Origin of the sequence: Pantoea agglomerans NBRC 102470, from assembly GCF_001598475.1 — a bacterium.
In the GTDB taxonomy this organism is placed as follows: Bacteria; Pseudomonadota; Gammaproteobacteria; order Enterobacterales; family Enterobacteriaceae; genus Pantoea; species Pantoea agglomerans.
Genome location: NZ_BCZA01000009.1, coordinates 32,502 through 54,424, shown reverse-complemented (window position 1 = coordinate 54,424; position 21,923 = coordinate 32,502). Strand labels below are relative to the sequence as shown.

18 protein-coding genes and 1 other annotated feature are annotated in these 21,923 nt (G+C 55.5%); of the genes, 3 read left to right on the top strand and 15 right to left on the bottom strand.

The genetic code is table 11. The features are described 5' to 3' along the window. Nucleotides 1-2 precede the first annotated feature (2 nt). From lspA to ribF, 3 genes are read right to left on the bottom strand one after another with little or no spacing between them, the layout of a single operon-like run. The gene (lspA, locus tag PAG01S_RS17410) at nucleotides 3-509 is read right to left on the bottom strand and encodes a signal peptidase II (protein WP_010253719.1); all 507 of its coding nucleotides are present in this window, start codon (nucleotides 507-509) and stop codon (nucleotides 3-5) included. Then, nucleotides 509-3,325: an isoleucine--tRNA ligase gene (gene ileS, locus PAG01S_RS17405; RefSeq protein WP_033770948.1), complete on the bottom strand. Its 2,817-nt coding sequence runs from the start codon at nucleotides 3,323-3,325 to the stop codon at nucleotides 509-511. The genes lspA and ileS overlap by 1 nt, the downstream gene beginning before the upstream one ends. Before the next feature lie 29 nt (nucleotides 3,326-3,354). Further along, entirely contained in the window at nucleotides 3,355-4,284 is a 930-nt protein-coding gene (gene ribF / locus PAG01S_RS17400) for a bifunctional riboflavin kinase/FAD synthetase (RefSeq protein ID WP_010253714.1), read from the bottom strand. A gap of 306 nt (nucleotides 4,285-4,590) precedes the next feature. Here ribF and rpsT point away from each other — a divergent pair, with 306 nt between their 5' ends. Then, a complete protein-coding gene (gene rpsT, locus PAG01S_RS17395; protein WP_008925553.1) occupies nucleotides 4,591-4,854 on the top strand; it encodes a 30S ribosomal protein S20 in 264 nt (87 codons plus the stop codon). Nucleotides 4,855-4,892: 38 nt separating this feature from the next. On the opposite strand, the gene nhaR is transcribed toward rpsT, so the two are convergent. The 4 genes from nhaR to dnaK form a co-directional block, all read right to left on the bottom strand. Further along, on the bottom strand, nucleotides 4,893-5,801 hold the full coding sequence (nhaR, locus tag PAG01S_RS17390) for a transcriptional activator NhaR (protein ID WP_062759477.1): 909 nt from the start codon (nucleotides 5,799-5,801) through the stop codon (nucleotides 4,893-4,895). A gap of 30 nt (nucleotides 5,802-5,831) precedes the next feature. Continuing rightward, on the bottom strand, nucleotides 5,832-7,010 hold the full coding sequence (gene nhaA, locus PAG01S_RS17385) for a Na+/H+ antiporter NhaA (protein WP_062759476.1): 1,179 nt from the start codon (nucleotides 7,008-7,010) through the stop codon (nucleotides 5,832-5,834). An 805-nt stretch (nucleotides 7,011-7,815) separates the two neighbouring features. Next, nucleotides 7,816-8,961, bottom strand: a complete 1,146-nt coding sequence (gene dnaJ / locus PAG01S_RS17380) for a molecular chaperone DnaJ (RefSeq protein WP_010253699.1) — start codon at nucleotides 8,959-8,961, stop codon at nucleotides 7,816-7,818. A 104-nt stretch (nucleotides 8,962-9,065) separates the two neighbouring features. Next, nucleotides 9,066-10,976 carry a molecular chaperone DnaK gene (gene dnaK, locus PAG01S_RS17375; protein ID WP_052271120.1) on the bottom strand — a complete coding sequence of 637 codons (1,911 nt, stop codon included), beginning with the start codon at nucleotides 10,974-10,976 and terminating at the stop codon, nucleotides 9,066-9,068. A 302-nt stretch (nucleotides 10,977-11,278) separates the two neighbouring features. Here dnaK and satP point away from each other — a divergent pair, with 302 nt between their 5' ends. Next, the gene (gene satP, locus PAG01S_RS17370) at nucleotides 11,279-11,848 is read left to right on the top strand and encodes an acetate uptake transporter (RefSeq protein ID WP_062759475.1); all 570 of its coding nucleotides are present in this window, start codon (nucleotides 11,279-11,281) and stop codon (nucleotides 11,846-11,848) included. Nucleotides 11,849-11,901: 53 nt separating this feature from the next. On the opposite strand, the gene PAG01S_RS17365 is transcribed toward satP, so the two are convergent. The 3 genes from PAG01S_RS17365 to tal form a co-directional block, all read right to left on the bottom strand. Continuing rightward, nucleotides 11,902-13,209 carry an MFS transporter gene (locus PAG01S_RS17365; RefSeq protein WP_033770945.1) on the bottom strand — a complete coding sequence of 436 codons (1,308 nt, stop codon included), beginning with the start codon at nucleotides 13,207-13,209 and terminating at the stop codon, nucleotides 11,902-11,904. 106 nt (nucleotides 13,210-13,315) lie between these two features. Then, nucleotides 13,316-13,903 (bottom strand): molybdopterin adenylyltransferase, encoded by a 588-nt coding sequence (gene mog / locus PAG01S_RS17360; protein ID WP_010253692.1) that lies wholly within the window; start codon nucleotides 13,901-13,903, stop codon nucleotides 13,316-13,318. 126 nt (nucleotides 13,904-14,029) lie between these two features. Next, complete coding sequence (gene tal / locus PAG01S_RS17355) at nucleotides 14,030-14,983, bottom strand: transaldolase (RefSeq protein WP_013356716.1); 954 nt, start codon at nucleotides 14,981-14,983, stop codon at nucleotides 14,030-14,032. Between the two features lie 209 nt (nucleotides 14,984-15,192). On the opposite strand from tal, the gene yaaA reads away from it, so the two are divergent. Further along, nucleotides 15,193-15,966 (top strand): peroxide stress protein YaaA, encoded by a 774-nt coding sequence (yaaA, locus tag PAG01S_RS17350; protein WP_010253688.1) that lies wholly within the window; start codon nucleotides 15,193-15,195, stop codon nucleotides 15,964-15,966. Between the two features lie 61 nt (nucleotides 15,967-16,027). On the opposite strand, the gene thrC is transcribed toward yaaA, so the two are convergent. The 5 genes from thrC to PAG01S_RS17330 all read right to left on the bottom strand — a co-directional run bounded on the left by thrC (nucleotide 16,028) and on the right by PAG01S_RS17330 (nucleotide 21,754). Then, nucleotides 16,028-17,311, bottom strand: coding sequence for a threonine synthase (gene thrC / locus PAG01S_RS17345; RefSeq protein ID WP_010253686.1), 1,284 nt, complete (start codon nucleotides 17,309-17,311; stop codon nucleotides 16,028-16,030). A gap of 3 nt (nucleotides 17,312-17,314) precedes the next feature. After that, nucleotides 17,315-18,244 (bottom strand): homoserine kinase, encoded by a 930-nt coding sequence (gene thrB, locus PAG01S_RS17340; RefSeq protein ID WP_010671694.1) that lies wholly within the window; start codon nucleotides 18,242-18,244, stop codon nucleotides 17,315-17,317. A gap of 2 nt (nucleotides 18,245-18,246) precedes the next feature. Beyond that, entirely contained in the window at nucleotides 18,247-20,709 is a 2,463-nt protein-coding gene (gene thrA / locus PAG01S_RS17335) for a bifunctional aspartate kinase/homoserine dehydrogenase I (RefSeq protein ID WP_062759474.1), read from the bottom strand. A gap of 26 nt (nucleotides 20,710-20,735) precedes the next feature. Continuing rightward, nucleotides 20,736-20,854 (bottom strand) — a sequence feature (Thr leader region). Next, nucleotides 20,793-20,861, bottom strand: coding sequence for a thr operon leader peptide (gene thrL, locus PAG01S_RS21930; protein ID WP_071591720.1), 69 nt, complete (start codon nucleotides 20,859-20,861; stop codon nucleotides 20,793-20,795). Its footprint overlaps the feature before it by 62 nt. A gap of 188 nt (nucleotides 20,862-21,049) precedes the next feature. Then, nucleotides 21,050-21,754: a tRNA/rRNA methyltransferase gene (locus PAG01S_RS17330; RefSeq protein WP_062759473.1), complete on the bottom strand. Its 705-nt coding sequence runs from the start codon at nucleotides 21,752-21,754 to the stop codon at nucleotides 21,050-21,052. Between the last annotated feature and the right edge of the window lie 169 nt (nucleotides 21,755-21,923).

Below are 21,923 nucleotides of genomic sequence, written 5' to 3'. Positions count from 1 at the left end.
ACTTACCCTTTCTGTTTAGCCTGTTTGCCGTTCGGGCTGAAAAAGCCCTCCAGCACCACCAATGCAGCACCGATACAGATGCCGCAGTCAGCGATATTAAATGTAGCGAAGTGCCAGTTACCGACATAGAAATCGATAAAATCGACCACAAAGCCATGGTATGAGCGATCAAACAGATTGCCTATCGCGCCGCCGATGATCAGGGCATACGCGATGTTAGCGATCTTCTGACTGGCATGATTACGATACATCATCACGACCAGTGAGATCACGATAGCCAGCGCAATACCGGCAAAGAACCAGCGCTGCCAGCCGCCTTTGTCCGCCAGGAAACTGAACGCCGCGCCGTAGTTGTGCGCGTAGAACAGGTTCAGGTAGGGCATCAGTGGCTGGGTTTCATGCAGCATCATGTTGTTCATCACCCACTGCTTGCTGGCGAAGTCGACAACAATCACCACCAGCACCAGCCACAGCCAGCGCAATCCGGTTGATAAAATAGGTTTACGCATCAGGCAAATTCACGCTGTTCGCCGTCACCGGCTACGTTAGTGTAACAACGACCACAGACCTCAGCATGCTCAGGATTCTGTCCGACGTCGGTAGTGTAATGCCAGCAGCGCTGACATTTCTCGCCTTCCGCCTTGTGCAGCGCGATTTTCAGACCTTTCAGCAGCTCACTCTGCTGTGCTTCGTCGTTCGCCAGGGCGTAATCAGCCACCTGTGCGCCAGAGGTCAGCAGCACAAAGCGCAGCTCATTACCCAGCGCCTGCAGTTTAGCCGCCAGCTCCGGATCGGCATAGAGCGTGACCGTTGCTTCCAGTGCGCCACCGATACGTTTATCCGCACGCGCCTGCTCGATCACCTTGTTCACTTCGCCACGCACTTTCAGCAGCTCAGCCCAGTAGGCGTCATTCAGCGCTTCATCTTCAGCCAGGCCAAACAGCCCCTGATACCACTCTTCGGTGAAGACATACTGCGCACGTTCGCCCGGCAGGTAGCCCCAGATCTCATCCGCCGTAAAGGACATGATCGGTGCCATCCAGCGCACCAGCGCTTCGACGATATGCCACAGCGCGGTCTGGCAGCTGCGACGCGCCAGGCCATCGCCTTTCGCGGTGTACTGACGATCCTTGATGATGTCGAGATAGAAGCTGCCCATCTCAATTGAGCAGAACTGCATCAGTCGCTGGATCACTTCGTGGAAATCGTAGTTCTCGTAAGAGGCAACGATATCGGCCTGTGCCGCCTGAGCGCGACCGACGGCCCAGCGATCCACCACCACCATCTCTTCCGGTTTCACCAGATCGGTCGCCGGGTTAAAGCCGCTGAGGTTAGCCAGCAGGAAACGCGCGGTGTTACGGATGCGGCGATAGGCATCGGCAGAACGTTTAAGGATCTCATCGGAGACCGCCATTTCGCCCGAGTAGTCGGTTGATGCCACCCACAGGCGCAGAATATCGGCGCCCAGTTTGTTCATCACATCCTGCGGCGCAACCGTGTTACCGATCGATTTCGACATCTTGCGGCCCTGACCATCCACGGTGAAACCGTGTGTCAGTACCTGACGATAAGGCGCTTTGCCCTTCATCGCCGTGGAGATCATCAGCGAGGACATAAACCAGCCGCGATGCTGATCGGACCCTTCCAGATAGAGGTCAGGCGCATGTCCGTCAAATTCCGGACGCGCATCAACCACGGAATAGCTGGTTGAACCGGAGTCAAACCAGACATCCAGCGTATCCGGCACTTTTACGTAATGATCGGCATCGTCGCCCATCAGCTCGCGCGGATCGAGATCCCACCAGGCCTGAATCCCCTCCTGCTCAACGCGCTGCGCCACTTTTTCCATCAGCGCCAGCGTGTCCGGGTGCAGCTCTTCGCTCTCTTTATGAACGAACAGCGCCATCGGTACGCCCCAGGTACGCTGACGAGAGATACACCAGTCAGGACGGTTCGCCACCATCGATTCGATACGCGCCTGGCCCCAGTCCGGGATCCACTGCACGCCTTTGATCTCCTTCAGCGACTGCGCACGCAATCCTTTCTGATCCATGCTGATGAACCATTGCGGTGTGGCGCGGAAGATGATCGGCGTTTTATGGCGCCAGCAGTGCGGGTAGCTGTGCAGCAGTTTCTCAACGTGCAGCAGCGCGCCCTTCTCTTTCAGCAGCTCAACGATCATGTCGTTGGCTTTAAAGACGTTGACCCCATCCAGCGTCGGATAGGTGCCTGGCAGATAGCGGCCATCCGGTCCGACCGGATTGGCGGTTTCGATGCCATATTTCTGACCGATAACATAGTCATCCGGACCGTGGCCAGGTGCCGTGTGGACTGCACCGGTACCCGCTTCCAGGGTGACGTGATCGCCCAGCACCACCAGCGACTCAAGCGCCAGGAACGGATGCTGGAATTTCTGTAGCTCCAGCGCCGCGCCTTTGCATTCGCCCAGTACCTGCCATTCGCTGACGCCCGCGCGCTTCATCACGCTCTCGACCAGATCTTTTGCCAGGATCAGCGCGCGACCGTCGATCTGCAGCAGCTGATACTCAAATTCCGCGTTTAACGAGATGGCGCGGTTAGCTGGCAGCGTCCACGGTGTCGTCGTCCAGATCACCAGTGAAATCGGGCCATTAACCTGTGCCACACCAAACGCCTGACGCACCGCGTCGGCATCAATGGCGTTGAACATCACATCAATCGACGGTGACGTTTTGTCGTAATACTCCACTTCCGCTTCTGCTAAGGCAGAACGGCAATCCAGGCACCAGTGCACGGGCTTAGCGCCTTTGTGCAGGTGGCCGTTGCCGATGATTTTACTCAGCGCACGAATGATGTTGGCTTCGGTACCGAAATCCATGGTCAGGTAAGGACGATCCCAGTCGCCCAGCACGCCCAGACGGATAAAGTCCGCCTTCTGGCCTTCAACCTGTTCTGCGGCGTATTTGCGGCACGCTTCGCGGAATTCAGCAGCGGTGACTTTCTCGCCTGGCTTGCCGATCATCTGCTCAACTTTGTGTTCGATTGGCAGACCGTGACAGTCCCAGCCCGGCACATACGGCGAGTCATAACCCGCCATGCCTTTCGACTTAACGATAATGTCTTTCAGAATCTTGTTAACGGAGTGACCAATATGAATGCTGCCGTTCGCATACGGAGGGCCATCATGCAGGATAAAGGTTTTTTTCCCTTTTTTGGCTTCGCGGATGATGCCGTACAGGTTGTCGGCATACCAGCGTTGCAACATTCCCGGTTCGCGTTTGGCCAGATCGCCACGCATCGGGAATCCCGTTTCCGGCAAATTCAGGGTAGATTTATAGTCACTCATCAGATTCTCGATTCCGTTTTTCGCTCAGGTTAAAGCAGCCCAAAGAACTGCCGGGCCGTTACCACATCGTTCGCAATTTGTTCTTTCAACGCCTCCAGTGAGGCAAAGCGCTGCTCGTTTCGTATTTTCTGTTTCAGCACCACATCAATGTGACGACCATAGAGATCCATATTGATGTCGAGCAGGTGAACTTCAAGCTGCTGGCGTAAACCTTTTACGGTCGGACGGGTGCCGATATTGGCGACACCTGGCAGTGGCTCGGGCGTCAGACCCCGTACCTCTACCGCATAAACCCCTTTCACCGGCGAGACGCTGCGGCGTAAAGGGAGGTTCGCCGTGGGGAAACCCAGCGTGCGTCCCAGTGCATCACCGTGCACAACGCGGCCGGAAATAGTGAAAGGGTGACCAAGCAGCGACTGCGCCAGCGCTAAATCATCCACGGCCAGCGCCTGACGCACGGCAGTACTGCTGATTCGCTTACCGCCATCACAGAAGGTTTCGGTGCTGACGACCTCAAAGCCGTACTCCGCACCGGCTTTCTGTAATAACAGGAAATCACCCTGGCGACCAGCGCCGAAGCGGAAATCATCGCCTACCGCAAGGTACTTTACGTCCAGCTTTTCGACTAACAGGTCACTGATAAAACGCTGGGCGGACAAAGCCGCAAAGCGACGGTCAAACCGCACGCACAACACTTTATCGACGCCGGCTTCCGCCATGTATCGCAGTTTTTCACGCAGACGCGTCAGACGAGCCGGCGCTTTGTCACCGGCAAACAGCTCCAGCGGCTGTGGCTCAAAAACCATGACCACCACCGGCAGATTGCGCTTACGTCCCTCTTCACACAGCCGCGACATCAGCGCCTGATGCCCACGGTGCACGCCATCGAAATTACCAATGGTCAGAACGCAGCCGCGATGCTGCTCGTTAAGATTATGAATACCGCGGATAAACTTCATGGCTGGCCCAAACCGGTGGAAATCGGCGGATTATACCCTTGAAAGCGACTCAGGTTAACCCGTCAGCACGCCTTTCATGCTTTAGGCGCTGCATTTCCTGTTGCAGAAGCGCATGTTAAGAATTTTGTCGCGAAATACTGTATTCAGCGAGGGGAAGCTGGTAGAATCCTGCGCCATCAAATACGTAACCGAGTGCCGCTCTCAGGGCGACGCTTATTTGCACAAATCCATTGACAAAATCAGGTTAGAAGGGCATAGTCCTCGGCCTTTGATTTGTCTCTATAGAACACATTTGGGAGTTGTACCTTGGCTAATATCAAATCAGCTAAGAAACGCGCCGTAACATCTGAGAAACGCCGTAAGCATAACGCTAGCCGCCGCTCTATGATGCGTACCTTCGTTAAGAAAGTATACGCGGCGATCGCTTCAGGCGACAAAGCTGCTGCGCAGAACGCATTCAATGAAATGCAACCACTCGTGGACCGTCAGGCTGCTAAAGGTCTGATCCACAAGAACAAAGCTGCACGTTATAAGTCTAACCTGACTGCACAGATCAACAAACTGGCTTAATCGCCTGTTGTTAATCGCTTTGTTAAAAAAGCCGGCGCTTACGCCGGTTTTTTTTCGTCTGTACCCTGGCGGGGAAAGAGTTCGCTGAAGTCTGCGTGACAGAGTCGCTGCACCGCCGGATGCTGAATCATCCGCTCCGCGAAGAGTATGTGATACTCCTCTGATACCGCGTCGAGCCGCCCGACTTCATATATTTCCTCACGTTGACCCATCTCCAGCAAAGGCGAGACAAAAATCGCATTCTGTCGCGCACCAAACGCCGTCATCAGTGCCGCATCATCAAACTCACCCAGAATCTCCACCTGCAGCCCCTGGGTGCTGATCCAGTTGAGGATTTTGCGCCCCAGCATGGAGCGGCGCCCCGGAATCAGCAGGGGACGCGTCTCCAGGCAGGCCGGAAAAGAGAGATTGCTGAGCGGCTGGGTTGACCAGAAGCTGATCGGGCATTCCCCCAGCTTCACCGAAAACAGGCCTTCCTGTTGGGTGGGGTCGATGGAGCAGTCAGAGATAATCATATCCAGCTTATGCTGACTGAGTTGCTCCAGCAGCATTTCATGGGTCGATTCAAAACAGCGCAGATGAATTTTCTCCTCTGCGACCACCGCCGTCTCCAGTACCTTGCTGACCAGCTGCTTTGAGAGCGCATCTGCCACGCCAACATCCAGCAGCAGATGGGACTCTTTGCGGTAATTCACAATATCCAGCATCTCCTGACTCAGCATAAACATGCGGTCAGCATAGCGAAAAACCAGCTGCCCCAGCTCCGTCGGTAACAGGCCTCGTCCCTGACGCCGGAACAGCTTGCCCTGCAGGCGATCCTCGAGGGCCTTAATCTGCCCGGTAATGGTCTGTGGCGTCAGGGAGAGTGCCTCTGCTGCCGCCGTAATTGATCCCGCACGGCAGGCGTGCCAGAAGTAGTAGAGATGATTGAAATTGAGCTGATTCATAGAAAAAAGGAGGCTTTCGCCTCCTCTCCATTAACGCAGTTTAATTCGCAGCAGCGTATAGCCGATGACGGCTGAAAGCAGTGAGCCGGTCAGTATGCCCAGTTTAGAAAAGGTCACCAGCTGTTCATGCGCGGCATCAAAGGCCAGCGAACTGATAAAAATTGACATAGTGAAGCCAATTCCGCATAGCACACCAATCGCCATAATATCGCGTATGGTTGTGCCGTTGGGTAAAACTGCCAGCCGCAGTTTTACCGCCAGCCAGCAGAACAGGGTAATGCCTAATGGCTTACCGATTAACAGTCCGAGGATAATGCCTGACGGTTCAGGCGAGAGGACATCACTCAGCGTAATGCCAGCAAGTGAGATACCGGCATTAGCAAAGGCAAACAGCGGCAGAATCATCCAGTTCACCCAGGGCATCAGACCATGCGCCAGATGTTCCGCTGGAGAGTGCCCCTCTTTCTTCTCCAGAGGCACGAAGAAGCCCACAATGACGCCAGCCAGGGTTGCGTGGACGCCCGACTTCAGCACGGCGGTCCAGAGCACGATACCCACCAGTATGTAGATTGAGATTCTACGGACGTTAAAGCGGTTCAGGAGTGCCAGCACGACAATTGCGCCAGCAGCCACGCACAGGGAGAGCACTGAGAGGTCGCTGGTATAGAACAGAGCGATAATCACAATGGCACCCAGGTCATCAATAATCGCCAGTGCCATCAGAAAGACTTTCAGCGCAACGGGAACACGACTGCCCAGAAGGGCCAGCACACCCAGCGCAAAAGCGATATCGGTTGCGGTGGGAATGGCCCAGCCGTTGCGTGCAATCTCATCACCATGGTTGAAAAACAGGAAGATCAGGGCGGGTAACGCCATGCCGCCTATTGCCGCGATGACCGGGAAGATCGCCTTGTCACGGCTGGCAAGTTCGCCGACCATCAACTCACGCTTTACTTCCAGGCCAATAACCAGAAAGAAAAGCGCCATCAGCGCATCGTTGATCCACAACAGCAAGTTTTTGCTGATATCCAGCGCTCCGAAGCGGATTTGTACCGGTTCATTCAGCAACGCCTGGTAACCCTGGGCGGTAGCGGCCGTATTGGCGAGGATCATCGCCGCGACCGCCGCCACGATCAACATCACGCCATTGCTGGCATCACTTTCAATAAAACTTTTTAGCAGATTCTTTAATTTGCGCGGCTTGTTCAACGTTCATCTTCCTGAGCAGAGACAGAATGTTAAACAGTGTAACGATTCATATAGTTCGTTAAAAGCAGCTTATACCGCGCTATATGCTCGGTTTCGCCGAGCAGTAATAGCAGTAAACGTCGACATTTTTATGAGTGCTGCGGTGAGGGAGAGATAATGCAGCCATCACAGGCAGGGGATTTAAAGTAAAAAAAAGCGGAGCCGGGGCTCTAATGCTGGTCAGTTAAGATTAGATTTGTAAAGGCTGTCACGGTCAAACGTGGCAGCTTTTTTTCCGGGCGAGCGAGCCGCAGTGCGGGCCTGAGCACCTCTGCTGCTGCCGGGCCGTCCTCGCGCCGCTCACGCGGTACCTTCGGCTTTGACGGCGTGCCGACGAACCGTTCGGGGATCGGCCCTCCCTGGCCGGCCCCGAACTGTCCACGCTTCCCGGCGTGGACTTCTGGCCCGCCGTCACGCCTCAGCGCTGCGGATAGCCCTTTCAGCAGCAGAGGCGCTCAGGCCTCCACTCTCGTGCCCTTTTTAACACTACACACTGAAGTTTCAGAGCAGGCTGGGGTCGGGCAGGGGCAGGTAATCCGCAGCGCTGAACAGAATGAGTATGCCAGGAGAGCCCGCAGGACGCGGGCGAAAGGCGGGGCGGCACAGGATGTGCCATCCCCGCCGGTCCGTCAGGCAGAGGAATGAAGTGAAGGAACCGCGCAGCGGCGCGAGGACCGCCAGCCCCTGCACGGCACCAGACTGCGTTATCACCTGTCGCTTAACTGACTGGCATCAGAGCCGGGGCTCCGCTTTTTATCAGGCAGACTTAACGAGTCAGATCATCAAAGAATTTTTTCACGCCGTCGAAAAAGCTCTTGGAGCGTGGGCTGTTATGCTCGCCGCTCGGGCCGCCAAAACTCTCTTCCAGTTCACGCAACAGCGCTTTCTGTTTCTCATTCAGGCTGACCGGTGTTTCCACCACGACACGACACAGCAGATCGCCGACCGCGCCGCCACGCACAGATTTTACGCCACGTCCGCGCATGCGGAACAGCTTGCCGGTCTGAGTTTCTGACGGCACTTTCAGCTTCACGCGACCATCCAGGGTCGGTACTTCAATCTCACCGCCCAGCGCTGCCATCGCAAAGTTGATCGGCACTTCACAGTAAAGATTGTTCTCTTCACGCTCGAAGATCGGGTGTTTCTTCACCGAGACCTGAACGTAGAGATCGCCTGCAGGTGCGCCCTGCTCGCCCGCTTCGCCTTCGCCGCTCAGACGAATGCGATCGCCGGTGTCGACCCCTGCCGGGATTTTCACTGACAGCGTTTTCGACTTCTCAACGCGGCCATGACCATGACAGGCGTTGCACGGATCTTTAATCACCGAGCCGCGACCATGACAGGTCGGACAGGCCTGCTGAACGGTGAAGAAGCCCTGGCGCATCTGCACCTGGCCTGCACCGTGACAGGTTGAACAGGTTTGTGGCTGCGTTCCCGCTTTCGCGCCGCTGCCGTGGCAGACGTCACACTCTTCCAGCGTTGGAATGCGGATCTCTTTGGTCACGCCGCGTACCGCTTCTTCCAGCGACAGCTCCATGTTGTAGCGTAAATCGGCGCCACGGGATGCGCGCTGACGGCGTCCACCACCAAAGATGTCACCGAACACGTCGCCAAAGATATCGCTGAAGTCTGCGCCGCCGCCACCAAAGCCGCCGCCGCCGTATCCACCGCCACCCATACCGCCCTGTTCAAAGGCTGCATGACCATATTGATCGTAGGCCGCACGCTTCTGCGCATCGGTCAGGATTTCGTACGCTTCCTTGACCTCTTTGAATTTGGCTTCGGCTTCTTTGTCACCGGGATTACGGTCCGGGTGAAATTTCATTGCCAGGCGTTTGTAAGCCTTTTTGATTTCACGCTCGTCCGCGGATTTGGCGACGCCTAAAATCTCGTAGTAATCACTCTTCGCCATGTTTATTTAGCCCTTAACATGATCGCACGGGCGTGGAGAGATCTCCTACGCCCGTGCTGGTTTCAACGGCTGTCAGGCCAACCGTCGCGCCCGGTCAGGGGCAATTATTTCTTGTTGTCTTTCACTTCTTCGAATTCAGCATCGACAACGTCGTCATCTTTCTTCGCTGACGCGTCACCGGCATCCGCTGCACCCGCCTGAGACTGCTGTGCTGCTTCCATCAGTTTGCCGGACACTTCCATCAGCGCCTGCATTTTGGCGTCGATTTCCGCTTTGTCTTCGCCTCTCAGCGCAGTTTCCAGCGCGGCCAGAGCGGCTTCGATTGGCGCTTTGTCATCAGCTGACAGTTTTTCGCCCGCTTCTTCCAGCTGCTTACGCGTGCTGTGGGCAATCTGATCGCCCTGGTTACGCGTCTGTACCAGCTCTTCGAACTTGCGGTCAGATTCAGCGTTCGCTTCCGCATCACGCACCATTTTCTGGATCTCTTCATCGCTCAGACCTGAAGAGGCTTTAATGGTGATTTTCTGCTCTTTACCGCTGTTCTTATCTTTCGCCGACACGTGCAGGATACCATCCGCATCGATGTCGAAGGTCACTTCGATCTGCGGCAGACCGCGTGGCGCGTTCTGGATACCGTCGAGGTTGAACTGGCCCAGTGACTTGTTGTCATTGGCGCGCTTACGCTCACCCTGCAGCACGTGAATGGTCACGGCTGACTGGTTATCTTCAGCAGTCGAGAAGACCTGGCTGTGCTTGGTTGGGATAGTGGTGTTCTTGCTGATCAGCGAAGTCATCACACCACCCATGGTTTCGATACCCAGTGACAGCGGGGTAACGTCCAGCAGCAGCACGTCTTTCACGTCGCCACCCAGTACACCACCCTGAACTGCAGCACCGACCGCGACCGCTTCATCCGGGTTCACGTCTTTACGTGGCTCTTTACCGAAGAACTCAGTCACTTTGGCCTGAACCAGTGGCATACGAGTCTGACCACCCACCAGGATAACGTCGTTGATGTCTGAAACAGACAGACCCGCATCCTGCAGCGCAACTTTCAGTGGCGCGATTGAGCGAGCAACCAGATCTTCAACCAGTGACTCCAGTTTAGAGCGGGTCACTTTGATGTTCAGGTGTTTAGGACCGGTCGCATCTGCCGTGATGTATGGCAGGTTAACGTCGGTCTGCTGTGCAGAAGAAAGTTCGATTTTCGCTTTCTCTGCCGCTTCTTTCAGACGCTGCATCGCCAGTGGATCGTTGTGCAGATCGATGCCCTGGTCTTTCTTGAATTCAGCAACCAGATAGTTAATCAGGCGGCTATCGAAGTCTTCACCACCCAGGTGGGTATCACCGTTGGTCGCCAGAACTTCAAAGGTTTTTTCGCCGTCAACTTCGTCGATCTCAATGATTGAGATATCGAAGGTACCGCCACCCAGGTCATAAACCGCGATGGTGCGGTTACCCTGGCCTTTATCCAGACCGTATGCCAGTGCAGCAGCAGTCGGTTCGTTAATGATACGTTTGACTTCCAGACCCGCGATACGGCCGGCGTCTTTGGTCGCCTGACGCTGCGCATCGTTGAAGTAAGCCGGTACGGTAATAACCGCTTCAGTCACTGGCTCACCGAGGTAATCTTCGGCGGTCTTTTTCATTTTCTTCAGCACTTCAGCAGAGATCTGCGGCGGTGCCATTCTCTGACCTTTCACTTCCAGCCATGCGTCGCCGTTGTCAGCGCCGGTAATTTTGTACGGCATGATTTTAATATCACGCTGTACTTCTTCGTCCTGGAAGCGACGACCGATCAGACGCTTAATTGCGAACAGGGTATTCTGCGGGTTGGTCACTGCCTGACGTTTAGCCGGTTGACCGACCAGAATTTCGCCATCCTGTGTATACGCAATAATTGAAGGCGTGGTGCGATCGCCCTCGGCATTTTCCAGAACGCGTGCTTTAGTGCCATCCATGATCGCAACACAAGAGTTGGTTGTACCCAGGTCAATACCAATAATCTTACCCATCTAAACATCTCCCACTTAAATTCGTTGCCAATTTGGGTTGTGAACCTTTTATGTGGGCGGGTTGTTTGCATTCAACTGCCAGCACATGCTTTTTTTCCAACGTTCACAACGCTCGATGACAAGTAAATGGGGCCGCTTCGATGCGCATCAAGGGCTAAACCAAAAAAAAATTTTTACCTTTGGCCCTGTCGGGATCAAAGAACGCTGCCACAACGCTGAATATGATGCGTCGCCTTGTTCCCCTCAGGGAGCAGGACGAAATCCGTTTATTACATCAACGATCATTTTACTGCCGAGGAACTATGGCAAATTCAACGCTGGCTAACCCTGCCCCGCTGGGATTAATGGGATTTGGCATGACGACCATTTTGCTGAACCTTCACAACACGGGCCTGTTTGCCATGGACGTGGCGATTTTAGCCATGGGCATTTTTTATGGCGGAATTGCGCAGGTGCTGGCCGGTCTGCTGGAGTTTAAAAACAACAACACTTTCGGGCTGACCGCCTTTACCTCTTACGGCATGTTCTGGTTAAGCTTTGTGGCGATCCAGCTGTTACCTGAAATGGGTCTGGCAAAAGCGCCAGACGAACGTTTCCTGGGGGCCTGGCTGGCACTGTGGGGCATTTTCACGCTGTTTATGTTCGTCGGTACGCTGAAAGGTGCGCGGATGCTGCAGTTTGTTTTCGGCTCGCTCACGCTGCTGTTTCTGCTGCTGGCCGTGGCTCATCTTATGCACCTGCCGGCGCTGGTGGTCTCCGCGGGCTGGGTCGGGATACTCTGTGGAGTCAGCGCCTGCTATCTGGCGATGGGTGAAGTGCTGAACGAAACCTTTGGCCGCACCATTCTGCCGATTGGCGCGAAATCGCTTTAAGCCTGCTTTTACGCATAAAAAAAAGACGCGGAGCCAGGCTCCGCGTCCCCGCATTACAAAGAGTTAATCCCCTGCTGCAGGCCAGGCTCGTGGCTGACATCACGCCGCAGCCAGATCCCCGTCAGCAATCCTACCAGCGCCAGCGCCATCACATACCAGCAGGGTGCCATCTCTGAGACGTTCATCAGCAGCGACACAAAGATCGGTGTCAGCCCGCCAAAGATCGCATAGGAGAGGTTGTAGGAAAATGAGAGTCCGGTAAAACGCACTTCTGCCGGAAAGGCGCGCACCATCACAAAGGGCACCACGCCGACGATACCGACGCTGAGACCCGCCACGCCATAAAGCAGGAAGAGCTGCTGTGGATAGAGGGCGGTCAGGTGATAAAACTGCCAGCTACAGATCGCCAGCAGCAGGCTGCCGACACACAGCGTACGACTGGCACCAAAGCGATCGGCAGCGAGCCCGGCAATAATGCAGCCAATGCAGAGCATCACGGTAGCGATGCTGTTGGCCTGCAGGGTCAGCGCAGGCGCGATGCCCTGCTGTTTTTGCAGCCAGACCGGCGACATCAGGATCACCACCACGATGCAGGCGGAGAGCAGCCAGGTCAGCAGCATAGAGATGACAATCGACTTTTTATGCTCTGCCAGCACGGTCTTCAGCGGCAGGGTTTCCGCCAGCGCTTTACGCTGCTGCATCTCGATAAACACTGGCGTCTCATGCAGCCAGCGACGCAGGTACATCGCGATCAGCCCGAACACGCCGCCGAGGAAGAACGGGATGCGCCAGCCGCCATCATGGATCGCCTGCTGCGACATTGAGGTATTGATCAGCGTGGCTACCAGCGACCCCAGTAAAATGCCGATAGTCAGCCCGGCCGTCAGCGTGCCGCAGGCGATGCCGATACGTTTATAGGGCACGTGTTCCGCGACAAACACCCAGGCGCCCGGCACTTCACCGCCAATCGCCGCGCCCTGTAACATCCGCATCAGCAGCATCAGCAGTGGCGCAGCAATGCCAATCGTCTGCCAGGTGGGTAAAGCGCCCATCATCAGGGTCGGCAGCGCCATCAGCAGAATGCTCAGGCTGAACATCTTTTTGCGTCCGAGCTTATCGCCAAAATGCGCCATCACGATGCCGCCCAGCGGACGAGCCAGATAGCCTGCGGCAAAAATGGCAAACGTCTGCAGCTGACGCAGCCATTCCGGGATATCCGAGGGGAAAAAGAGTTCGCCAATCACGGTGGCGAAGAAGACGAAGATAATGAAGTCGTAGAATTCCAGCGCGCCGCCCAGCGCGGCCAGCGCCAGGGTCTTGTAATCCTTACCGGTCAGACGCTGAGTGTGAGTCGGATTCATAATATTCCAGAGGCAAAAGAGATAAGGTTGTAAAGATCTTATTACTATACCGTCAATCTTTTGCCACACCAGCAAGGCTATAGCTTATGCCTGAAATGGGGAATATTTAGTTATTTATCTCACGTATAGCGCTTTTAGGCCGAAATGCTGCTACTACGCTGGAATGCGTTTCGACGTAAGGCCCTTCCAGCAACTGTAAACAATAAGGTACAGATGCAAAGATGCCGTGAACTTTTACGTTGCCCTGCTCATCCTTCAGCCCTTCCAGCGTCTCTTTGATCGACTTCGGCTGACCAGGCAGATTGAGGATCAGCGACTGCTTGCGGATCACCCCGACCTGACGCGACAGAATCGCGGTCGGTACGAACTGCAGGCTGATCTGGCGCATCTGCTCACCAAAACCAGGCATTTCACGATCGGCAACGGCTAAGGTGGCATCGGGCGTGACATCGCGTCGGGCCGGACCGGTGCCGCCGGTGGTTAACACCAGATGGCAAAAACGTTCATCGACCAGTTCGCAAATCGCCTGCTCTATCATCGGCTGTTCGTCGGGCACCAGTCGGGACTCAATCTCAAACGGGCTGCTGATTGCGCTGCCGAGCCAGCTCTCCAGCGCGGGAATACCCTGATCCTGATAAATGCCGTTCGCGGCGCGATCGGAGACCGAGATCAGGCCAATGCGTAATGTATTCATGATTAGCTTCGCTGTGATTTACCGCGGTGCGGTTGGAGTAAAAGGGGAATAGCCGAGAGGATAATATAAAGTGAAAGGGTCGGAAAAGGGAAAACCGTGGCAGCCTGCGCCGCCACGGTCAACAGATTACAGCAGTTCTGCCAGCATCTTCTCAAGTTTGCCCTGATCAACGGCAAAATTGCGGATACCTTCTGCCAGCTTCGCAACCGCCATAGGATCCTGGTTGTGCTGCCACAGGAACTCAGACTCGGTCATGCGGGCCGGACGCGCTTTCACTTCGCCGCTGTAGCTCAGTTTACGCTCCAGAGTGCCTTCGCTCTCCGCCAGCTCTTTCAGCAGCGCAGGAGAAATGGTCAGACGGTCACAGCCAGCCAGCTCGATAATTTCGCCGACGTTACGGAAGCTGGCGCCCATCACCACGGTTTCATAGCCGTGCTGCTTGTAGTAGTTGTAGATTTCAGAAACTGAAACCACGCCTGGATCTTCGTGCGCGGCATACTCTTTCTTGTCGGTGTTGGCTTTGTACCAGTCGAGGATACGGCCAACAAACGGAGAGATCAGGAACACGCCCGCTTCAGCACAGGCACGCGCCTGAGCAAAGGAGAACAGCAGCGTCAGGTTACAGTTGATACCCTCTTTTTCCAGCTGCTCTGCAGCACGGATGCCCTGCCAGGTAGAGGCCAGTTTGATCAGGATGCGGTCGTTGCTGATACCGGCATCATTGTAGAGTTTGATCAGGCTGCGGGCTTTGGCGATGCTGCCTTCAGTGTCGTAAGAGAGACGCGCATCCACTTCCGTCGAGATGCGGCCTGGGATCAGTTTGAGAATTTCCAGACCAATGTTCACGGCCAGCTTGTCAGAAACCAGCTGCAGCTGCTCTTCTTTGTTGCTGCTCTGCTCACGCGCCCAGCCGATCGCTTCATCGATCAGTTTACGGTATTCAGGAATTTGCGCGGCGTTGAGAATCAGAGAAGGGTTGGTGGTGGCGTCTTGTGGCTGATACAGCTTCATGGCTGCAATATCACCGGTGTCGGCGACGACGGTGGTGAGCTGACGCAGGGAGGTAAGTTTGTCCGTCATGTTCTTTTCTCTTAGTTAACTGTCAGTGTGAAAAAAGGCTGTTGCGATAATATCACGCGGCAACGGTGGCGCAAGGTCAGGGAATGCCGTTTACGATAGCGCGAACAAATAGGTGTGATTCGTCATTCTTTGCGGCTTTTTTGGTACACTGCGAAGCCTGATAAGCAGCCAATGCCCTGTTAAACCAGGCATTAACCGAGGAAGCAACTATGTTGATGGTGATCTCTCCCGCCAAGACGCTGGATTATGAAAGCCCGCTGGCGACAACGCGTTTCACCCAGCCTGCGCTGTTAGAAAAGTCACAACAGCTGATTGAAATTGCGCGCGAGCTGTCACCCGCCAGCATCGCCTCGTTAATGGGCATCAGCGATAAACTGGCGCACCTCAATGCCGAGCGCTTTAACAGCTGGCAGCCCGATTTTTCCCCTAAGAATGCCCGTCAGGCTATCCTGGCGTTCAAAGGTGATGTCTACACCGGTTTACAGGCAGAGACCTTCAGCGATCAGGATTTCGATTTTGCTCAGCAGCACCTGCGTATGTTATCAGGCCTGTATGGCGTACTGCGTCCACTCGATTTAATGCAGCCTTACCGTCTGGAGATGGGCATTCGCCTGGCGAATCCGGCGGGCAAAGATCTCTACACCTTCTGGGGCGATCTCATCACTGAAACGCTGAATGCCGCGCTGGCGGAACAGGGCGATGAGGTGCTGATCAACCTCGCCTCGGACGAATATTTCCGGGCGGTTAAGCCGAAGACGCTGCGGGCACAGATGATTAAGCCGGTGTTCCTCGACGAGAAGAATGGCAGTTACAAAGTGATTAGCTTCTATGCCAAAAAGGCGCGTGGATTAATGAGTCGCTATGTGATTCAGCAGCGCCTGACGAAGCCGGAACAGCTTAAGGCGTTTGATCTGGATGGCTATCGTTTTGATGCAGCCAGCAGCAGCGAGAGCGAGCTGGTCTTTAAGCGCGCAGAGCAGTAACACCCCGCGCCCTCTGCTTTCCACAAACAGGCTTCCCGCAACCGGGAAGCCTTTCACAGGTTTACTTCAGCAGAAACGCCCGCAGCGAGGCGAAATCACCCTTCATCTGATGCGACAGCAGCGGCAGGTCGGCGCGCTCCGCTAACTCCGGCGGCAGCGTCAGGGTCTGTTCAAGGATCGCTTCCACACTTTCGCGGAATTTCGCCGGATGCGCGGTTCCCAGGAACACACCATACTCCCCTTCCTGCAGCTGATCGCGCAACAGACGCCAGGCAATGGCGGCATGCGGCTCGGAAATGTAGCCCATCTCAGCCAGTTCACGCATGGCGGTGCGCGTGGTCTCATCCGAGACCGCACCACAGGCCAGATCGGTTAAGCGCCAGGTTTTACGGCGGAACAGCTCTTCCACACGCGGCCAGTTATTAGGCTGGCTGACATCCATGGCATTCGACAGCGTAGAGACCGTCTGGTTTGGCTGCCACTCGCCGTTGCCCAGGAAGCGCGGCACCGTGTCGTTAGCGTTGGTGGCGGCGATAAAACGTTTGATCGGCAGGCCCAGCGATTTCGCCAGCAGACCGGCGGTCAAATCACCAAAGTTGCCGCTCGGCACTGACACCACCAGCTGATTACGTTTTTCCTGAGGCAGCTGTGCGACCGCTTCAAAGTAGTAGCAGATCTGCGCCAGCAGGCGGCTGATGTTGATGGAGTTAGCCGAGTTCAGGCCAATCGCGCGCTTCAGCTCTTCATCATCAAACGCCTGTTTCACCAGCGACTGGCAGGCATCAAAATCGCCGTCGATAGAGATGGTTTCGATGTTGCCGCCCAGGGTACAGAAGAGTTTCTCCTGCAGCGGACTGATTTTGCCCTGCGGATAGAGGATCACCACGCGCACGTTCTTCATGCCGTAAAAGGCGTGCGCCACGGCCGCGCCGGTATCACCGGAGGTGGCGGTCAGAATGGTGATCTGCTCATCTGAGCCTGAGACATACGACAGCATCTGCGCCATAAAACGGCCGCCGAAATCTTTAAACGCCAGCGTCGGGCCGTGGAAAAGCTCCAGACAGGCGATATCTTCGCTGACGGCTTTCACCGGGGCCGGAAAAGCAAAAGCGGCTTTAACACGCTCATGCAGCTGCTGGGCCGGAATCTCGTCACCAATGAAAGCCGAGAGAATTTTGCTGCTGCGGCTGACGAAATCCATCTCCAGCATCGCGTCGATGTCGGTCAGTTCAAACTCCGGCAGTTCCAGCGGAAAGAACAGACCCTGCTGCGAACCCAGACCCTGTTTCACCGCCTGGGCGAAGCTGACCTGCTCGTTGTGATCCTTAAGATTGTAGAGTTTCATGCGTTATCCCAATTGTCGTGCGCCAGCCGTGTCGAGACGGCAGATATGGACGAAGCCTTCATCATTCTGCAGATAGTGCTGGCTCAGCCAGTCAGCCATCCGCTGTGCCGTTTCCATCTGATTGCAAACGGCGAAAAGTGTCGGACCAGAGCCTGAGATACCGCACGCCAGTGCGCCAATATCTTTCGCGGCCTGCCGCGCCTCGGTGAAGCCTGGCAGCAGCCGGGTCCGGTAAGGTTCGGCAATCACATCCTGCATAAGTTTAGCTGCCAGCTGCGGCTGACGCGTATGGCAGGCGTGAATGAAACCGGCCAGCAAACGGCCATGCCTGATGCAGTCCTCTTTGCGGTACTGTGCCGGTAAAATGGCGCGCGCTTCTGCGGTCGAAACTTTAATGCCCGGATAGGCCATTACCCACAGCCAGTCATCAAAGCCCGGCACCGCCTGGCTGATAATGTCATTCTCCTGCAGCATCAGCTGAATGCCGCCGAGGAAGCAGGGGGCGACATTATCATAGTGCACGCTGCCGGAGATTCGCCCTTCCAGCTCGCCCATCAGGGTCAGTAACGTGCTGTCGCTGAGAGGCTTGCCGCAAAACTCGTTCATCGCCATTAAACCGGCCACCACCGAGCAGGCGCTGGAACCCAGCCCGGAGCCGATGGGCATGTTCTTCTCCAGCGTCATCGCCACCGGGATCGCTTTGCCGATTTCCTGGCAGAAACGCTGCCAGCACTGGTAAACAATATTCTCTTTCGGATCGGCGGGCAGCTTACTGACAAAACGTCCGGCGTTGGTCAGTGAAAACTGCTCTGCCGCTTCTACGGAGACGCAGTCACCCAGCAGGGAGCCATCTACCGGCGAAACCGCCGCGCCCAGCACATCGAAGCCGACGCTGACGTTACCAATCGAGGCCGGTGCGTAAATTTTTACCATGATTAAACTCCCAACTTCCATGACAGTGTCCGCAGCAGGTCGGCAAAGACACCGGCCGCTGTGACATCATTTCCTGCACCGTATCCGCGCAGCACCAGCGGAATCGGTTGATAGTAGCGGCTGTAAAACGCCAGCGCATTCTCGCCGTTTTTCACCTTAAAGAGTGGATCGTTGCCGTCAACGGCGTCGATCTTCACTTTGCAGATGCCGCCCTCTTCAATCACGCCAACATAGCGCAATACTTTGCCCTCATCCTGCGCCTGCGCAACCCGGGCGGCAAAAGCGTTATCCAGCTCAGGCAGACGCTGCATAAACTGCTCAATGTCCTGGATTTCGGTCAGGCTGGCGGGCAGCAGCGGCTCAATCTCAATGTCGCTCAGCTCCAGCTGATGACCCGCTTCACGGGCCAGGATCAGCAGCTTACGCGCCACATCGGTGCCGGAGAGGTCGTCACGCGGATCGGGCTCGGTAAAGCCCATCTCACGCGCCATCGTTGTCGCCTGCGACAGTGACATTCCGTCATCCAGCTGGCCGAAAATGTAGGACAGCGAGCCAGAGAGGATACCGGAGAAGCGCAGCAGCTCATCACCGGCGTTCATCAGGTTCTGCAGGTTTTCGATCACCGGCAGTCCGGCGCCGACGTTGGTATCATAGAGGAATTTACGCCGCGATTTGGCAGCGGCGGCGCGCATCTGCTGATAGTAATTCCAGGAGGAGGTGTTGGCCTTTTTGTTTGGCGTCACCACATGGAAACCTTCGCTGAGAAAGTCAGCATACTGATCGGCGACCGCCTGGCTGGAAGTACAATCCACAATCACCGGATTGAGCAGGTGATACTCTTTTACCAGACGGGTCAGACGACCGAGATTGAACGGCTCTTTCGCTTCGCCTAATGCCGCCTGCCAGTTGCTTAAATCGATGCCGTGGACGTGGGTTAACAGCGCACGGGAGTTAGCGATGCCGCAGACGCGCAGGTCGATATGCTTTTTCTTCAGCCACGCCTGCTGGCGATGTAACTGATCCAGCAGCGCGCCGCCGACGCCGCCGACGCCGACCACAAACACTTCGATTACCTGATCGGTGGCGAACAGCATCTGATGCACCACGCGAACCCCGGTGATCACTTCATCATTGTTCACCACCACCGAGATTGAACGCTCGGAGGAGCCCTGAGCAATCGCCACGATATTGATATTGGCGCGCGCCAGCGCCGAGAAGAATTTGGCTGAAATGCCGCGCAGCGTGCGCATGCCATCGCCCACCACCGAAATCACCGCCAGGTTTTCAATGATATCCAGCGGATCCAGCAGGCCATCTTTCAGCTCCAGGTAGAACTCCTCCTCCAGCACCTGACGCGCCCGCGCCAGCTCGCTCTGCGGCACGCAGAAACTGATGCTGTATTCGGAAGAGGATTGGGTGATCAGCACTACAGAGATGCCGGTGCGCGACATCGCCGCAAAGACTCTGGCCGCCATCCCGACCATCCCTTTCATGCCAGGACCGGAGACGTTGACCATCGCCATATTATTCAGGTTGGTGATGCCTTTTACCGGGTTCTCATCCTGTTCGCCTTCTGCTCCAATCAGGGTGCCGGGTGCCTGCGGATTGGCCGTGTTTTTGATCAGGCAGGGGATCTGGAACTGAGCAATGGGCGCGATGGTGCGAGGATGCAGCACTTTGGCGCCGAAATAGGAGAGCTCCATCGCCTCCTGATAGGACATCGACTTCAGCAGGCGCGCATCCGGCACCTGACGCGGATCGCAGGTATAGACGCCATCCACATCAGTCCAGATTTCACAGCAGTCGGCGCGCAGACAGGCGGCCAGCACAGCGGCTGAATAGTCAGAACCGTTACGGCCCAGTACGACCAGCTCGCCTCGCTCGTTACCAGCCGTGAAGCCTGCCATCAGGATCATGTTCTGCGGCGGAATCTGACTTGCTTCAATGCGGCGGGTTGATTCGGCGATATCGACAGTAGATTCAAGGTAGTGGCCAACCGCCAGCAATTTTTCCACCGGATCGATCACGCTGACCTCATGGCCGCGCGCCTGCAGCAGCGCTTCCATGATCGCAATCGAGAGTTTTTCACCGCGGCAGATAATCGCCGCGTTGACGCTGTCCGGGCACTGTCCCAGCAGGCTGATACCGTGCAGAACCTGCTTCAGCTGCGCAAACTCCAGGTCAACGCGGGTTTTCAGTCGATCGTACTCAAAGCCCGGCTGCGCGTCAGCCAGTCCCTGCAACAGCTCGCTGAAGATGCGTTCGGCGTCGCTGATATTCGGCAAAGCATCCTGACCACTGATGGTTTTTTCAATCATCGCCACCAGATGGTTAGTGATCTTTGCTGGCGCAGAGAGCACGGTTGCAACCTGTCCTTGTTGCGCATTACTTTCCAGAATGTCAGCGACGCGAAGAAATCGCTCCGCATTCGCTACCGAGGTCCCGCCGAATTTCAGCACTCGCATAATATAAACTCTCCTGAATTTAAGCCGAAAAAAAAGCCCGCACTGTTTAGGTGCGGGCTTATTTTCTGTTTTTCCTGTATGCGTCAGCCCGCACCGTTACCTGTGGTAATGGTGGTGGTAATAATTGTGGTGTTCAGGCTGATTTTACGCATTTAGATTTATTTTCTGTCTGTTTTTGTCTGTCCGTCTTGCTTCCAGAAGTAAAGCAAAGCGCACATTAAGTCAACCCGATTTGTCCGGCGGACAGATTTCCACCACTGCGCACAGCCACCGGTGAAAGCGTAAAACGCTGTTCGATCGGTTGCGATGCAGAAATTCCCTGCGATCTGTTGCTGTAAAATCAGCTTTTTGCCGAGGATTTATCTGTGAGTTTTTTTTCAATATCGTTCAGCAGACGATGCAGCATCGCACTGTCGCGCTGTTCCAGCAGCCCCACCCGCTGATCGATCCAGTCTGACAGCTTCTCATCATCACTGACCTCCAGTTGCGCCAGCAGCTGATGGAAACGCTGACGCAGCGCCTGCAACTGCTGCCCATCCGCCGCAGAGGCTTTTGATGCCTCAACCTGATTCAGCTTCGACAGCTGATAGCAGTAGACCATCACCGCCTGTCCGAGATTGAGTGAAGGATAGTCATTCGCCATCGGGATGCCGGTCAGCAGGTCTACAAGCTCCAGCTCCTCGTTGGTCAGCCCGCTATCTTCGCGGCCAAACACCAGCGCCATACTGTTTACCCACTGGCGTTTCTCCAGCAATTGCGTTTCAACCTGCTCCGGTGTGGCGTAATAACGAAACTTTGCCCGGCTGCGCGCGGTGGTCGCGACCGAAAAATCGATGTCCGCTAACGCGTCGGCCAGGGTTGCAAAGGTCTGAACGTTGTCGAGAATTTCGCCAGCACCATGTGCTACCCGGCGTGCGGCGGGATCCTGCCAGGCGTCACTGGCAACGATGCGCAGCTGGCTGAATCCCATGGTTTTCATGGCACGCGCCGCAGCGCCGATATTTTCTGGCCGCGCGGGCGAGACGAGAATCAGGGGAAAAAGCATATTTATTCCATTGGTCCATTAACATAACGCCATATTAACATGGCTGTTAATGATTCAGTCGCCAGAAGGTAATAAGAAAATCGTGTGTTAACCATGTTAAAACTGGTTAAAAGTGATGGCCTGAATCTTTTTATCCCTGAAACGAGCTTTATTAAAGAAATCATTATTA

What these genes read in the sequence shown, in the direction of transcription:
- dnaJ (WP_010253699.1), bottom strand. Translation starts at nt 8,961, where the DNA reads ATGGCGAAGAGTGATTACTACGAGATTTTAGGCGTCGCCAAATCCGCG.
- satP (WP_062759475.1), top strand. Translation starts at nt 11,279, where the DNA reads ATGGCAAATTCAACGCTGGCTAACCCTGCCCCGCTGGGATTAATGGGA.
- tal (WP_013356716.1), bottom strand. Translation starts at nt 14,983, where the DNA reads ATGACGGACAAACTTACCTCCCTGCGTCAGCTCACCACCGTCGTCGCC.
- yaaA (WP_010253688.1), top strand. Translation starts at nt 15,193, where the DNA reads ATGTTGATGGTGATCTCTCCCGCCAAGACGCTGGATTATGAAAGCCCG.
- mog (WP_010253692.1), bottom strand. Translation starts at nt 13,903, where the DNA reads ATGAATACATTACGCATTGGCCTGATCTCGGTCTCCGATCGCGCCGCG.
- thrA (WP_062759474.1), bottom strand. Translation starts at nt 20,709, where the DNA reads ATGCGAGTGCTGAAATTCGGCGGGACCTCGGTAGCGAATGCGGAGCGA.
- ribF (WP_010253714.1), bottom strand. Translation starts at nt 4,284, where the DNA reads ATGAAGTTTATCCGCGGTATTCATAATCTTAACGAGCAGCATCGCGGC.
- thrB (WP_010671694.1), bottom strand. Translation starts at nt 18,244, where the DNA reads ATGGTAAAAATTTACGCACCGGCCTCGATTGGTAACGTCAGCGTCGGC.
- nhaR (WP_062759477.1), bottom strand. Translation starts at nt 5,801, where the DNA reads ATGAATCAGCTCAATTTCAATCATCTCTACTACTTCTGGCACGCCTGC.
- PAG01S_RS17330 (WP_062759473.1), bottom strand. Translation starts at nt 21,754, where the DNA reads ATGCTTTTTCCCCTGATTCTCGTCTCGCCCGCGCGGCCAGAAAATATC.
- ileS (WP_033770948.1), bottom strand. Translation starts at nt 3,325, where the DNA reads ATGAGTGACTATAAATCTACCCTGAATTTGCCGGAAACGGGATTCCCG.
- lspA (WP_010253719.1), bottom strand. Translation starts at nt 509, where the DNA reads ATGCGTAAACCTATTTTATCAACCGGATTGCGCTGGCTGTGGCTGGTG.
- PAG01S_RS17365 (WP_033770945.1), bottom strand. Translation starts at nt 13,209, where the DNA reads ATGAATCCGACTCACACTCAGCGTCTGACCGGTAAGGATTACAAGACC.
- dnaK (WP_052271120.1), bottom strand. Translation starts at nt 10,976, where the DNA reads ATGGGTAAGATTATTGGTATTGACCTGGGTACAACCAACTCTTGTGTT.
- thrC (WP_010253686.1), bottom strand. Translation starts at nt 17,311, where the DNA reads ATGAAACTCTACAATCTTAAGGATCACAACGAGCAGGTCAGCTTCGCC.